Raw genomic sequence first — 13636 nt, 5'->3', positions numbered from 1 at the left:
GCTAGCTCGCTAAAACACGCCCGAATTAAAAAATCCCCCCGGGCGCGTATTGGAACCCCCCCTCCCCCCCCCCCGGGGGGGCGCGTGTAACCCCCCTGTGTGTACTTGCGCGCCGCGCACCGCGCGCATGTCCTTGTCGATGTAGACGACCTACGAGCTTACGAGTGCCACCCGTGATGATCGTTGTGGTGAGACATCAGATCAGCCAGATGCGCTACGAACGAGCCCGTGTCCGTCGTATCCGTCTGCCCCGAACCGGCATCCGCAGTCGTGTTCGACGTCGCAGTGTGACCCCGCCACCAGGAATGATCTCCGGATGCGGACGACGTGCTGGCATTATTGAGCCACTGCGAGAAATCGAGCCCACCACCGTTGTGGTTGTGCCCGCCACCGCCGTTGCCCGCCTGCCAGGACGAACCGCCCCACCAGCCGCCGCCGCCGCCGTGGTGATGACCACCCCAGCCGCCAGTATCCGTCGAACCGCCGGTTGACGGATCAGTCGTTCCGTCCGAGCCCGAGACGGGAGGGGTGCCTCCGGTGCTACCGCCAGCATCGGCAACCGGCGGCGTGGAGCCGTCCGTGCCGGTGCTACCGCCACCGTCCGCAACCGGCGGCGTGTTGCCGCCCGTGCCGGTGCTACCGCCAGCGTTGTCAACCGGCGGCGTGCTGCCGTCCGTGCCGGTGCTACCGCCAGCGTTGTCAACCGGCGGCGTGCTGCCGTCCGTGCCGGTGCTACCGCCAGCGTCCACCGGCGGCGGCGTGTCGGTCACCGGATCGGTAACAGGCGGAGCGGTCGCGCCCCCCGTGCCATGGCTCGTATTGTGCGCAAGGAACACCTGCTGCAGTGCCGGCAAATTCTCGAGCGCAGTGTCGCCATTCTGCGATCCCCACGCGTAAGCATAGTCAAAGGCCGGATTGGGAACGAGGTCCGCCCAATGATCGATCATTGCCTGCTCTTGCGCGGCAGTCGGCACAGCGACCTTGCTGCCGGTTTCGGTGGACCAGCCGCCACCGCCGAACGCCTGATAAACCGGAACGATGGAGTCGAGCGGGATTCCGGCTTGCTCAGCGGCAGAGACGTACTTGTCGATCGTGCTGAGGTCGACGTTCGGACGGTCCGTCCACACCGGATACCAATCGAGACCGAAGTAGTCGATGTGGGTGTTCGCCTGGTTGTAGCTGTTCATGTAGTTCGGATCGTCCGATGATCCAGTGTTCATCAGGACGGTGAACGTCTTGGCCCCGGGATCGTGCTGATGAATCCAGTCGGATTCAGCCTTCAGATCCGCGGGGTCGGCTTGCGGTCCCCACTGACCGGTCAGATCAGGCTCATCCACAAGGTAGAAGCCGAACACTTTCGGATTGTTGAGGAACGGCGTCACCTGGTCGATAAAGTCCTGAGTCACGCCGTGGTACTGATCGAGCCAGACCAGACCCTGCACACCGTCGGGCAGTGCATTCACCTGGTCGACATACTGGACATCTGCGAGATTAAAGCCAGCTTCAGCTGGTGCGAAGTTACCTTGCGAGTCCAGACCCCCGCCCGCAGCGTAGTGTAATGTTGCCAATGATATTCCCCTGTCAGTGTTGAAAGCCCCCAGTGACCTGTAGGTCTGAGCGCCCGACAACCGATCGTGCGTCCCACCGAGGTGAACGTATGTTTACGTTTGAGGCAGGAATCTCCGTTCCATTGGGCGTAACCAAGGGATTATTGTGCTGAAAGTTTGCACAACAACGCGCCAACGCTGATCGCCGGATCTGCGGGAAAACTTGTTTTGAAAGACGATTCAACGATATGCGGCCAATCGAGGCCGAGAAGATCAATGTTGAATCTGGCACAACGCCGACGAAATTGTTCAATGCCGGTAGCGGGCAGCAAACCGGATTGATGTCCGTGGATTACCTCCGATGACGGATGTTCTCATCGAAGCGTTTCCGTTGTTCAGTAAAGGGCGTGGCGCAAATAGAGAGAAAATCCAAGCGGATCAGCGCTCCTGTGAGCCGGTATTTTAGCACCAAAGGCGAGCTCGTTTGCGGGGGCAATTGCGAATCGCGGAAGTATTAGGCGCTGGGTTGCCTTGCCGCTCTTTAGCACCGTGGCTGGAGAGCTCTTTTTGATAGCGCACGCGAAGCGAATTTGTCCCACCCGTTCGCTGTGCCGCGCGCTGGCGATTTTTCGAGTAGAATCAGCTCATTTGCTGCCGAGGACGTCATGTCAGGGTCGGCCCAAACGAACGTCAAGTTTCCGCCGGGTTCACGAATTCAGGTAAAGCCGGCAGCCGGTCCTCGCTTATCTGGAAAGACCGGGACCGTGGTTGGGGCCGGATACTATCCGAAGAGCCTCCGCGTCATTCTGGACGGATCGAAGGGACCAATTACTCTTCACGTGGACTACGTGGCCATGATCGACACGTGAAGCGGGCGCAGCGTTCACGGCCCCACTTGCGGCAGAAGGCGCTCTTCAACGACGCGTTTTGAGTTACTCCAGAAGTATAGCCGGCCCCTGATCCAGCATTGGGCCGCTCTTTTGACCCATTTCAGCCAATCTTTGTTAGTTGCTCGTTGCTCGGGGCAGGATCCATCAATCCCGGAGCCTGCGATGTTCAAGCAAGTTATTTCTGCGTGCTGCCTCGTTGTGATCACCTCGCTCAATTCCGATGCACGACCCTATCGCATGCAGCACGCCTCTGAATGCAACGTCACCATGCCATGCGACTTCTCGAACTACGCGCAAATCCCGAACCAGCGAAGAGAGGTGCGAGACTCATTGCAGATACACCGAACCAAACAACTCTCCGTCGTCGCCAATACAAATATTGCGGCGTCTGATAGTCCCGTCAGCACTCGGATCGTTGGCGGCCGCCCCGCGGGCTGCCCCTCCTCATTCTGCGGTTGTGCCGCAGCCCTGCGCCTGTTTGGTCGCATCGTTCCGGAATTGAATCTCGCGGCAAACTGGCTGAGATTTCCGCGTACGTCGCCAGCACCAGGAATGGTCGCGGCAAGACGCGGGCACGTTTTCGTCCTCGAGCAGCACATCGGGGGCGACGTTTGGATGGCGTACGACGGCAACTCAGGTGGACGCGCAACGAGAATACACGCGCGTTCTTTGAGGGGGTACACGGTTGTGAATCCGCGCGCGACGCTGACTTGAATTTAGCCCTTTATCGAATCGGCAACACGGTTGCCAAGCACCGGCATGCTTTCACCGGGACAGCGGCAATCTCTCGTCGCTGAGGCGCCGTTATTCTCTCCGGTCGAAACACGATCTAATGGCTCAACGCAATCATATTGGTTGGTCGGGGAGCTGGAGGCAAATGTGCTGGCGGCACCGATCGGCGGCCGTCAGCCCGACACCGTCAGGCGACGACAGATCTCGCGCTCTCCCGCTCTCGCATCGCTCCCTCGATAGCCTTCTCAAGGGCAGCCTGATCGAACGGCTTCGACAGGCGGCGCAGATTGGAACGCGCGTCGATGGGAAGCTCCGCATATCCGGTGCTCAGGAGGATGACCGTACCGGGACGCTCCACGACCACGGCTTCAGCAAGCTGCAGGCCGGTCATGACCGGCATCGCATAGTCGGTGACGACGAGTTCGATGGTCTGCGTGCGGCGGAGGAGATCCAATGCCTCTTCGCCCGAGCGTGCCTCGACCACTGCATGCCCGAGATCCTCCAGCATTGCCGCCGTATTCTCCAGCACGAGAGGGTCGTCGTCGACCAGAAGCACGGAAAGCCGGTGGTCGGCCCGAAGCATGGGTGCCGGGGACTCCGCTCGCGGCGCTGGCACCGCGGCCTCCTCCTCAGCCACCGGCAGCCAGATCTCGGCCGTCGTGCCCACTCCAAGGCGGCTCTTCAGGACGAGCCTGCCGCCGGACTGCTCGGCGAGGCCGTGAACCATCGATAGTCCGAGCCCGGTGCCTTTGCCGATACCCTTCGTCGTAAAGAACGGCTCCTGAGCGTGCTTCAGCGTTTCCTCGTCCATGCCGCAGCCCGTGTCGCTCACCGAGAGCGCCACGTAGCGGGGAGCGCCAGCTTCGTGTTGCTCGTCTCTGGCGGAGATGGTTATCAGGCCACCGGCCGGCATCGCATCACGCGCGTTTACGGCGAGATTGAGGATGGCCAGTTCGAGCTGGTTGGCGTCAATCTTTACGTTTGGCAGGTCCAGCGGAAAGAGTGTGTCGATACGGACGCCTGCCTCGAATTTCAGCAGTGACGCCATGCCCCGCACCAGTGCGGCGATATCGACGACAGCCGGCTTGAGATCCTGTTTGCGAGCGAAGGCGAGCAAGCGCTGGGTTAGCAGTGCGCCCCGCTGCGCGCCTTGCATCGCGTTGTCCACGAGACGCTGTATCTTCGGATCGTCTGTTTGCAGGCGTTTTTTCAGGAGCTCGAGGCTGCCGAGAACGGCGGCGAGCAGGTTGTTAAAATCGTGGGCCACGCCGCCGGTGAGTTGACCGATGGTCTCCATTTTCTGCGACAGCGTCAGCGCTTCGCGTGCCCGATCCAGCGCTTCCTGTGCCCGTCTCCTCTCGCTGATGTCGCGCACGATCTTGGCAAACCCGGTGATCAAGCCGCTTTCGTTCCGTACCGCGACCAGGGTTGCCTCTGCCCAGAAGCGGCTGCCATCCCGGCGCACGCGCCAGGCTTCCACTGCTGACTTGCCGTACCGCTCCGCCTCCAGGAGAGCACGTGCTGGCGCCCCGGAAGCGCGGTCTTCGTCGGTATGAAGGATCGCGTAGCTGGTCCCTACGATGTCGTCGCCGTAACCCATCAGCCGGCGCGCCCCGAGATTCCAGTTTCCGACGGACCCATTCGGCTCGATCATGAACATGGCGTGATCGGCGATGCCCTCCACCAGGAGCCGAAAGCGTTCTTCACTTCGCCTCAGCGCGCTGGCCTCGCGTTCGGCGCGCTCCGCCGAGGCCCGATCATAGACGGCAGCGGCAATCCCAATGCTCAGGATCAAGATGGTGGCGCCGGCGAGCAGAAATGCCAGCGGCGCCCGACCCACGAAATGTCCAGCGTGTCCCGCCATGGTGTTCGCAGGCTCGAACGAGGCACCTTCCATAGCTGCGTAATGCATGCCGGAGATCGCGAGACCCATGACAAGTCCTGCGAAAAGTCGCTGCGTCGCGTTCGTCTTGCGAAAGGCAAGCCAGAGCGCCACGACCGAAGCGCACATCGCGATCACGACCGAGAGCACGACCCACCGAGGATCGTACGCGACGGATGCCGCCATTCTCATCGCGCTCATGCCCGTATAGTGCATGCCGGATATGCCAAGCCCCATCGCCAGGCCGGACACCAGGAGCGCCTGCGGGCGTCTTCCGACCACGGCAAAGGCCGCGGCCGCGACAACAATGGGGACGACAAGCGATAGAAAGGTGAGGAATGGATCGTAGGAGATCTCGACCCCGGGCAGCCTGAAGGCCAGCATGCCGACGAAATGCATGGACCAAATGCCGCCGCCCATAGCGGTGGCCGCGGCTGCAAGCCAAGCCGGACGAGCCCGCCCAGACGCGGCACGCATCCGGGTCGCGAGGTCGAGCGCTGTGTAGGAGGCGAGCGCGGCGATCAGGATCGACAGCGCCACAAGAACGGGATCGTGAGAGGCCGTATGGTGATTCATTTCCACCAGATGGTAATGGAAATCCGGGGCAAATTCACCCTAGGTCGAATAGCGGCGGCGGGATCGGGGCCCGGCCGGCCGCGATCCGTGGCACCCTGTCGGCAAATTCAAGCTGGATCCAGCCGCCAGGGGGCTGTTTCCGCCCCACCTCCCTTGGGGATTTGAACCGGACCAGGCCTGTGCTGGGTCAGGCTCCATGCACGGACCAAGCGGAGGATCGTGCCCCTCACGCACCGCCCTTCAAATTGGGCAAGCCGGCCGCCTATTGCACCGCGAAGCCAATTGCGCCGCAACATTCAAAATGAGACTGCCCGTCAAGCCGCACGACGCGCCCATACGTGCACTGCATCCGACTTCGGTTAGCCTTCGTTCAACAGCCGGGCGCCTTTCGGGAGCCACGGCGCCGCGCCAATTCAGCGAAAAATTTGGCCATAGAGGGAGGAATGAAATGTTGAAATGCAGTGTGGGACTGATCGCGCTAAGCAGCCTTTTCCTTTCAGGCGCGGCAATCGCCCAGGAAAAGATCAAGGTCGGCGTCACCGCAACGCTGGAAGGCACCTACACGGTGCTCGGCGAGGACGGCATGCGCGGCCACCAGACGGCGCTCAATGTGCTTGGCAAGAAGGTCGGCGACAAAGAGCTTGAATTCATCGTTGCTTCGACCGACGCGACGCCGGATTCCGCGGTGCGCGCCGTGCGCAAGCTGATCGAGCAGGATAAGGTGCAGATCCTGTTGTCGCCGCTCTCCGGCGACGAGGGCATTGCGGTCAAGAACTTCGCCAAGACCCATCCCGAGTTGACCTTCATCAATGCGGCATCCGGCGCGCAAGAAACCACCTATGTCGATCCCGCTCCGAACTTCTTCCGCTACAACATGGACGGCGCGCAGTGGCAGGTGGGCCTCGGCCAATACGCCTATGAAACCAAGAAATATCGCAAGATCGCGACCGTCGGCGAGGACTATTCTTTCATCTACACCCAGGTATTCGGCCTCGTGCTCGAATTCTGCGGCGCCGGCGGCCAGGTCACCAACCGGCAATGGGTGCCGCTCGGCACCAAGGATTTTGCCTCCGTCATCGCGGCGCTGCCCGACGATGTCGATGCGATCTATCTCGGCCTCGGCGGTGCGGATGCCGTCAACTTCCTGAACCAATACCAGCAGGCCGGCGGCAAAGCGCATCTGATGGGCGGCTCCATCATGATCGACCAGACCATCCTGTCCTCGAAAGGCAACGCAAAGAACGCGCTGGTCGGCACCATCGCGGCGAGCGGCCAGGCCGACACCTGGGAGGATCCGGGTTGGCAGAAGTTCGTGAAGGCGTATCAGGACGCGTTTCCACCCAACAAGCGCTTCCCGAGCCCGTCGCTTCTTGCGACCAACTACTACGGCTCGACTATGGCGCTGATCCTCGCGCTCCGTGAGGTCAATGGCGATCTTTCCAACAACCAGGCCAAGTACAAGGAGGCGCTGGCCAAGATCGAGATCGACGCACCGAACGGCAAGATCAAGCTTGACGCCAACCGCCAGGCGATCGGCACCAACTTCGTCACCGAGGTCGTCGATGACGGCAAGGGTGCGCTGTTCAGTAAAGTCGTGAAGGTGATCCCGAACGTGAACCAGACGCTCGGTTACGATCCGGCGGTGTTCGCCAAGATCGGACTGCCGAGCCGTACGGTCCCGGAATGTAAGAAGTACTGACGCATTCACCGTCGCTCGTTTCGCATGCTCTCCGGCAACCGGGAGCGATTTGCAGGCGCGATATCTTGCGCTCTTGCAATCTCGCCCCGGTTGTTGAACGCTGACTGAAAAGACAAGAACATTCAGGAGGGAAGGCATGAGCCGGGCGCTTGCCGTCTTTCACGGCCGGTTCGGTCGGGCGACGGTCTATCAGTTGAACCGCCCCTTCAACGTGCACGCACATCGCGAAGGTCATCTGATCTTCCATGTTGGCGGCCTGTCCGCATGCATCGACGTCTGTAACGGGCACTACGACCTTACGGAAAGCTCCATCGTTGCGGTCAATCCCTGGGAGCCTCACAATTTCCTGCCGTCCGATCTCGACGGTGGCGCGATCTTCTTCGTGCTCTACGTCAATCCGGAATGGTTCGCGCCCGACGCGCCCGGTGCCGACCGCCTGCGTTTCGGCCGCACCCAGTTCAAGCGCACGGTCGCACTCGACAAGCACATCAGACGAACCGCAGCACTTGTGTGCGGCGCACCGTCACTCTCCAGCCTCGATGCCGAGCTGCGGCGGCTGATCGACATCTGCTACGACGAAAGTTGGCAGCAGGCCGAGATCGCCCGTGACGCACGCACGGCTGGCGCCGTCACCGACTTCCGCGTGCGCAAATGCATCAAGCTGATGTCGGAAAGTCCGGGCGCCGAAATGGAGCTCGACACGATCGCGCGCGAATCCGGCCTGTCGCGACCGCATTTCTACCGGTTATTCCGCACCCAGACCGGCGTCACGCCGCATCTCTACCTCAACACCCTGATCATGGAACAGGCGCTGGAAGCCCTTGTCGCCGGCGAAGCACCGATCGCCGACATCGGCTTCGACCTCGGCTTCTCCTCGCAAAGCGGCTTCACACGCTTCTTCACCGCCAATGTCGGGATGGCGCCGACCGATTACCGCCGCGCCGCCAAGGTTTTGCGGGCCTGACCGCGCGCGAAAAGATACTGACGATCAAACGCTCCCCTTGTGCCCTCGCTAAGATGGTCGGAACGCGATCCCGAAAAGAGGATCGCAAGTCCGGGAGGACGCACGTCCATGGCGAGGTACGCAGCCTACGCAAGGCTGTTCGACCAGCGTTCAAAACATGAGGCAGGGCGAGGTCGAAGCGGCCTGATCGCGCCCTCTTCCCGTTTGCGGGGGCGCGAGGCGGGGATGAGGCAGTTGACATGACGCGCTTCGTCGAACGTCATCCAGCCTGGGCCCTGATCGTGATCATCGCGATCGCGCTTGCACTGTGGCTGACCTTGGCGGTATGGCCGCCCGGACTTGAAGAGGCGATCGGCCGCAAGCGGGTCTTCCTGAACGCCGTGTTCAACGGCATCACGCTCGGCGGCCTCTACTTCCTTGTCGCCAGCGGTTTCACCCTGATCTTCGGCCTGATGCGCAACGTCAACCTCGCGCACGGCTCGCTGTATTTGTTCGGCGGCTATGTCGGCTACGCCATCAGCGCCTCGACCGGCTCCTGGCTCCTCAGCTTCATCGTCGCCTTCATCCTGACGGCGCTGGTCGGCGTCCTGCTTCAGCTCATCGTCTTCCGCCGCATGGAGGGCCAGGACTTGCGGCAGACCATGGTGACGATCGGTCTCTCGATCGTTTTCGCCGATCTCATGCTGTGGGCTTGCGGCGGCGACTTCTATCAGATCCAGACACCGAACTGGCTGATCGGCCCGATCGAGCTGCCGCTGGTCACTGCGGTGAAATCCTCGGGCGAACCGGTCTATCTCCGCTATCCCCTGGTCCGGCTGGTGATCTTCGCCGCGTCCGTCGTGATCGGCCTGGCGATGTGGCTGGCGCTCAACCGCACACGCATCGGCATGATCATCCGCGCCGGTGTCGACGATCGCGACATCCTGGCCGCGACCGGAGTGCGGATCCAGCTCGTCTTCGTGCTGGTCTTTGCGCTCGGTGCCGGGCTTGCCGGCATCGCCGGCGTCGTCGGCGGCACCTTCCAGTCTCTCTCGCCTGGCGAAGACATCCGCTTCCTGCTTGCCTCGCTCGTCGTCGTCATCGTCGGCGGCATGGGCTCGATCCCCGGTGCCGCGCTCGGCGCGCTGATCATCGGCCTCGCCGAACAGCTCGGTTCGGTCTACATCCCGACCTACGCCATCGTCGTGACCTTCCTGATCATGGTGCTGGTACTGGCAGTCCGGCCGCAAGGCCTGTTGGCGAGGCGCTGAGATGTCGCTCGCCCACGACGCCCACGTCACCGTTCGTCCCGCCGCAGCGGCGCAGCGCCCCACCTTGCGCGGATGGCCGGAGATCAACAATCCTGCAGCCTGGATCGTCGCGGCCATTCTCCTGATCATGCCGCTGATCGCCAACGGCTTCTTCCTGATCGAGATCTTTGCGACCACGCTGATCCTCGGCATCATGGCGCTGAGCCTGATGTTCCTCGCCGGCTACGGCGGCATGGTCAGCCTGATGCAGCTCACCATCGCGGGCTTCTCCGCCTATATGGTCGCGGTGTTCGGCGTCAGCGGCAACGCCAATATCAGCCTGGGTTGGCCGTGGTGGCTCGCGGTCCCGATGGCGCTCGCGCTCGCGACCCTGTTCGGCACGCTTGGCGGCGCGCTGGCCGTGCGCACCGAGGGCATCTACACCATCATGATCACGCTCGCGATCGGCGCGGCTTTCTATTATTTCACCAACCAGAACTGGGCGATCTTCAACGGCCATACCGGCATCAACACTGTTGCAACGCCGCATTTCTGGGGCGTCAACTGGCGCGCCGACATTCCCTTCTATTACATCGTGCTCGCGGTCGCTGCGCTGTGCTACTTCGTCGTTGAATACATCTCCCGCGCACCATTCGGCCTGGCGCTGCAGGGTGTGCGCGACAATCCCCGCCGCATGGCGGCGCTCGGCTTCAACGTCAATGCGCACCGCGTCGCCGCCTACGCCTTCGCGTCCTTTGTCGCGGCGCTGGCCGGCGTTCTCCAGGTCTGGAACTACCGGCAGATCTCGCCGGGATCCGTCAGCGTCGGCGCCTGCATCGATATCCTCATCATCGCCGTGGTCGGCGGCATCACGCGTCCCATCGGTCCGTTCATCGGCGCACTGATCTTCGTGCTGTTACGCACCTTCGCGCTCGACTTCCTGGTCAAGCTCGGGCTCGACGGCAACCGCTTCCGGCTGCTGATCGGCCTCGGTTTCCTCGCCATCGTCTTCTGGTCCTCGGACGGCGTGATCGGGCTCTGGCAGAGCTGGCGACAGCGCCAGCGATCCGGCGCGGCCCGTTCAAGCGAACGTCACGGCCGAGGATCTGGTCAAGGATCCGGTCATGGATAGCGTAGCGCAACGCCTCTCAGCCGTCGGCGCCGGCGCGGCGCTGGAGCTTCGCGGCGTGACGCGCCTGTTCGGCGCGCTGGCTGCGCTCACCGACGTCACCATTACCGTGCGCCCCGGCGAGCGGCGCGCGGTGCTCGGCTCGAACGGTGCCGGAAAAACCACCCTGTTCAACTGCATCACCGGCGATTTCCCGCCGTCCTCCGGCACCATCCGTTTCTTCGGCGAGGACGTCACCCACTTCCCGCCCTACGAGCGCATCCGCCGCGGCCTGCGCCGGACCTACCAGATCTCAGCACTCTTTCCTGGTCTCACCGTCCAGGACAACGTCTACCTCGCCTGCCGCGGCGTCTCGCGCGGCCGCTTCTCGTTCCTGCGCCCCGGACAGAACGACGCACTGATGAGCGCGGCCGATAATCTCGTGCAGGCTGTCCATCTCACAGGCGTGAAGGACCAGCGCGTCGCGGAGCTTGCGCATGGCCAGCAGCGCCAGCTCGAGATCGCACTGGCGCTCGCCGGCGCGCCGCGCTTCGTGTTGTTCGACGAGCCGGCCGCGGGGCTGTCTCCGACCGAGCGTGCCGAGCTGGTCGAGATCTTGACCTCGCTGCCGGCGCATATCGGCTACATCATCATCGAGCACGACATGGACGTGGCGCTACGCGTCGTCGAGAGCGTCACGATGATGCACAACGGGCGCATCTTCAAGGAAGGCCTGCCGCAGGAGATCGAGTCCGATCCCGAGGTGCAGGAGCTTTACCTCGGAGGCGGCCATGAATGAGGTCCGCCGCTCGGCCGCCGCCGCCCTCGAAGTCCGCGGCCTCGACGTCTACTACGGGCATTCGCATGCGCTGCAGGGCGTGGACCTGACGCTCGAAGCCGGCGTATTCTCGGTGGTCGGTCGCAACGGCATGGGCAAGACCACGCTGTGCAAGGCGATCATGGGGCTGGTGCCGGTCAGCGGCGGCTCGATCCGCGTCCGCGGCGACGACATCACCCGGCGGCCGCCCGCCCACATAGCCCGGCTCGGCGTCGGCTACGTGCCGCAGGGCCGGCGGCTATGGCGCTCGCTCAGCGTCGACGAGCATCTGCAGCTTGCCGCGGGCCTGCGGCGCGGGGCTTGGACGGTCGAGCGCATCTACGAGACCTTTCCGCGATTGGCCGAGCGCAAGGACCATGGCGGCGGCCAACTCTCCGGCGGCGAGCAGCAGATGCTGGCGATCTCCCGCGCGCTGCTCACCAATCCGCAGCTCCTGATCATGGACGAGCCGACCGAGGGGCTTGCGCCCGTCATCGTCGCCCAGGTCGAGGAGATGCTGGTAGGGCTTGGCGAGGACGGCGACATGTCCGTGCTCGTGATCGAGCAGAACATCGGTGTGGCCACGGCCGTCTCGCGCAACGTCGCGATCATGGTCAACGGCCGCATCAACCGCATCATCGATTCCGCGCGCCTTGCCGCGGACCGGGGGTTGCAGCAGCGCCTGCTCGGCGTCGGCCTCCACGCCGAGCTCGAGCCCGCCGTCGACATGCCGGCGGCAGGCACCGGGGCGAAGGCCGCACCGCAGCCGTCCCGTCCAGGCGGCCCGATCCGTGTCTACATCTCCAACCCGACACCGCCCACCCGCTGGTCGCAGCCGGTCCCGATCGCCCGCATCGAGGCCGCCGCCCGCACGCTCTCGACACAGGTAGCGCGTCTCGACGAGACCGCCCGGCGCCGGCGCGAGCCGGTCGCGGCGCAAACGCAGGGACCCCCGGTCGTGCTCGTCGTCGGCACGCTCGACACCAAGGGCACGGAGCTTCGCTTCATCCGCGACATCATCGCCGGGAGCGGCCTGCGCACGCGACTGGTCGATGTCTCCACCAGCGGCCGGCACGCAACCAGCGACGTCTCGGCCCAGGAGATCGCCTTGAACCATGGGCGCGGCGGATCGGCGGTGTTCGGACCCGACCGCGGCGCCGCCGTCACCGCGATGGCCGAGGCCTTCGCCAGCTGGCTGCGACGCCAGAACAATATTGCCGGCGTGATTTCGGCGGGCGGCTCGGGCGCAGCGTCACTGGTCGCGCCGGGGATGCGGACCCTCCCCGTCGGAGTGCCCAAGCTGATCATCTCCTCCGTCGCCTCCGGCGACGTCGGGCCCTATGTCGGCCCGGCCGACATCACCATGATGCATTCGGTCACTGACGTGCAGGGCCTCAACTCGATCTCGCGTGCCGTGCTCGCCAATGGCGCCCATGCGCTGGCCGGCATGGTCAGGGCGCGGCTCGATCAGCACGCGCAGAAGGATGGCGGCGACGGCGCATTGCCGTCGGTCGGCATCACCATGTTCGGCGTCACCACGCCGGCGGTCCAGAAGATCGCGGCCGACCTGCGCGAGGATTTTGAGTGCCTCGTCTTCCACGCCACCGGCGTTGGCGGCCGCTCAATGGAGAAGCTCGTCGATTCCGGGCAGATCGCCGGCGTCATCGATCTCACCACCACGGAAATCTGCGATCTCCTGATGGGTGGCGTGTTCCCGGCAACCGACGACCGCTTCGGCGCCATCATCCGCAGCCGCCTGCCCTATGTCGGCTCGGTGGGCGCGCTCGACATGGTGAATTTCGGCGCCCCGGACACCATTCCCGAGCGCTACCGCGGCCGCAAATTCCACGTCCACAACCCCCAGGTCACCCTGATGCGGACCACGGCCGAGGAAAACGAACGCATGGGCCGCTGGATCGCCGATCGGCTCAACCAGATGGACGGCCCGGTGCGCTTCTTCCTGCCCGAGGGCGGCGTCTCCGCGCTCGACGCGCGAGGACAGCCATTCTGGGATCCCGATGCCGATGCGGCGCTGTTCCGTGCGCTGGAGCGGAACGTGCGGCAGACCGCCAACCGTCAGCTCATCCGCGTCCCCAAGAACATCAACGATCCCGAGTTCGCCTCCACCATCGTCAGCGCGTTCCGGACCTTGTTCGGCCGCACCGGGGCGCGCCGGAGACTAGCGAGGTGAC

9 protein-coding genes are annotated in these 13636 nt (G+C 63.7%); 7 read left to right on the top strand and 2 right to left on the bottom strand.

From position 1 onward, the window contains the following. Nucleotides 1-158 precede the first annotated feature (158 nt). Nucleotides 159-1568, bottom strand: a complete 1410-nt coding sequence (locus AC0L3X_RS09450; RefSeq protein ID WP_187387759.1) for a calcium-binding protein — start codon at nucleotides 1566-1568, stop codon at nucleotides 159-161. 1031 nt (nucleotides 1569-2599) lie between these two features. Between AC0L3X_RS09450 and AC0L3X_RS09445 the strand changes: the two genes are divergently transcribed. Beyond that, complete coding sequence (locus AC0L3X_RS09445; RefSeq protein WP_063984337.1) at nucleotides 2600-3151, top strand: hypothetical protein; 552 nt, start codon at nucleotides 2600-2602, stop codon at nucleotides 3149-3151. Nucleotides 3152-3356: 205 nt separating this feature from the next. Here the strand turns inward: AC0L3X_RS09445 and AC0L3X_RS09440 are convergent, their stop codons facing one another. Continuing rightward, nucleotides 3357-5627: an MHYT domain-containing protein gene (locus tag AC0L3X_RS09440; protein ID WP_071915368.1), complete on the bottom strand. Its 2271-nt coding sequence runs from the start codon at nucleotides 5625-5627 to the stop codon at nucleotides 3357-3359. A 448-nt stretch (nucleotides 5628-6075) separates the two neighbouring features. On the opposite strand from AC0L3X_RS09440, the gene AC0L3X_RS09435 reads away from it, so the two are divergent. The 6 genes from AC0L3X_RS09435 to AC0L3X_RS09410 all read left to right on the top strand — a co-directional run bounded on the left by AC0L3X_RS09435 (nucleotide 6076) and on the right by AC0L3X_RS09410 (nucleotide 13635). Beyond that, nucleotides 6076-7326: an ABC transporter substrate-binding protein gene (locus tag AC0L3X_RS09435; protein ID WP_063984339.1), complete on the top strand. Its 1251-nt coding sequence runs from the start codon at nucleotides 6076-6078 to the stop codon at nucleotides 7324-7326. 136 nt (nucleotides 7327-7462) lie between these two features. After that, nucleotides 7463-8290 (top strand): helix-turn-helix domain-containing protein, encoded by an 828-nt coding sequence (locus AC0L3X_RS09430; RefSeq protein WP_014496419.1) that lies wholly within the window; start codon nucleotides 7463-7465, stop codon nucleotides 8288-8290. Between the two features lie 239 nt (nucleotides 8291-8529). Then, complete coding sequence (locus tag AC0L3X_RS09425; protein ID WP_063984340.1) at nucleotides 8530-9540, top strand: branched-chain amino acid ABC transporter permease; 1011 nt, start codon at nucleotides 8530-8532, stop codon at nucleotides 9538-9540. Between the two features lies 1 nt (nucleotide 9541). Beyond that, a complete protein-coding gene (locus AC0L3X_RS09420; RefSeq protein WP_063984341.1) occupies nucleotides 9542-10651 on the top strand; it encodes a branched-chain amino acid ABC transporter permease in 1110 nt (369 codons plus the stop codon). After that, nucleotides 10644-11426 carry an ABC transporter ATP-binding protein gene (locus tag AC0L3X_RS09415; RefSeq protein WP_028147232.1) on the top strand — a complete coding sequence of 261 codons (783 nt, stop codon included), beginning with the start codon at nucleotides 10644-10646 and terminating at the stop codon, nucleotides 11424-11426. Before AC0L3X_RS09420 ends, AC0L3X_RS09415 begins: the two co-directional genes overlap by 8 nt. After that, on the top strand, nucleotides 11419-13635 hold the full coding sequence (locus AC0L3X_RS09410; protein WP_063984342.1) for an ABC transporter permease: 2217 nt from the start codon (nucleotides 11419-11421) through the stop codon (nucleotides 13633-13635). The genes AC0L3X_RS09415 and AC0L3X_RS09410 overlap by 8 nt, the downstream gene beginning before the upstream one ends. The last annotated feature ends 1 nt before the right edge of the window (nucleotide 13636 follow it).

The sequence above is a fragment of the Bradyrhizobium sp. MI1.7 genome (assembly GCF_055811795.1).
The sequence above is the reverse complement of the archived record's forward strand: the minus strand, read 5'-3'. Positions and strand labels throughout refer to the sequence as shown.

What these genes read in the sequence shown, in the direction of transcription:
- AC0L3X_RS09445 (WP_063984337.1), top strand. Translation starts at nt 2,600, where the DNA reads ATGTTCAAGCAAGTTATTTCTGCGTGCTGCCTCGTTGTGATCACCTCG.
- AC0L3X_RS09440 (WP_071915368.1), bottom strand. Translation starts at nt 5,627, where the DNA reads ATGAATCACCATACGGCCTCTCACGATCCCGTTCTTGTGGCGCTGTCG.
- AC0L3X_RS09435 (WP_063984339.1), top strand. Translation starts at nt 6,076, where the DNA reads ATGTTGAAATGCAGTGTGGGACTGATCGCGCTAAGCAGCCTTTTCCTT.
- AC0L3X_RS09430 (WP_014496419.1), top strand. Translation starts at nt 7,463, where the DNA reads ATGAGCCGGGCGCTTGCCGTCTTTCACGGCCGGTTCGGTCGGGCGACG.
- AC0L3X_RS09425 (WP_063984340.1), top strand. Translation starts at nt 8,530, where the DNA reads ATGACGCGCTTCGTCGAACGTCATCCAGCCTGGGCCCTGATCGTGATC.
- AC0L3X_RS09420 (WP_063984341.1), top strand. Translation starts at nt 9,542, where the DNA reads ATGTCGCTCGCCCACGACGCCCACGTCACCGTTCGTCCCGCCGCAGCG.
- AC0L3X_RS09415 (WP_028147232.1), top strand. Translation starts at nt 10,644, where the DNA reads ATGGATAGCGTAGCGCAACGCCTCTCAGCCGTCGGCGCCGGCGCGGCG.
- AC0L3X_RS09410 (WP_063984342.1), top strand. Translation starts at nt 11,419, where the DNA reads ATGAATGAGGTCCGCCGCTCGGCCGCCGCCGCCCTCGAAGTCCGCGGC.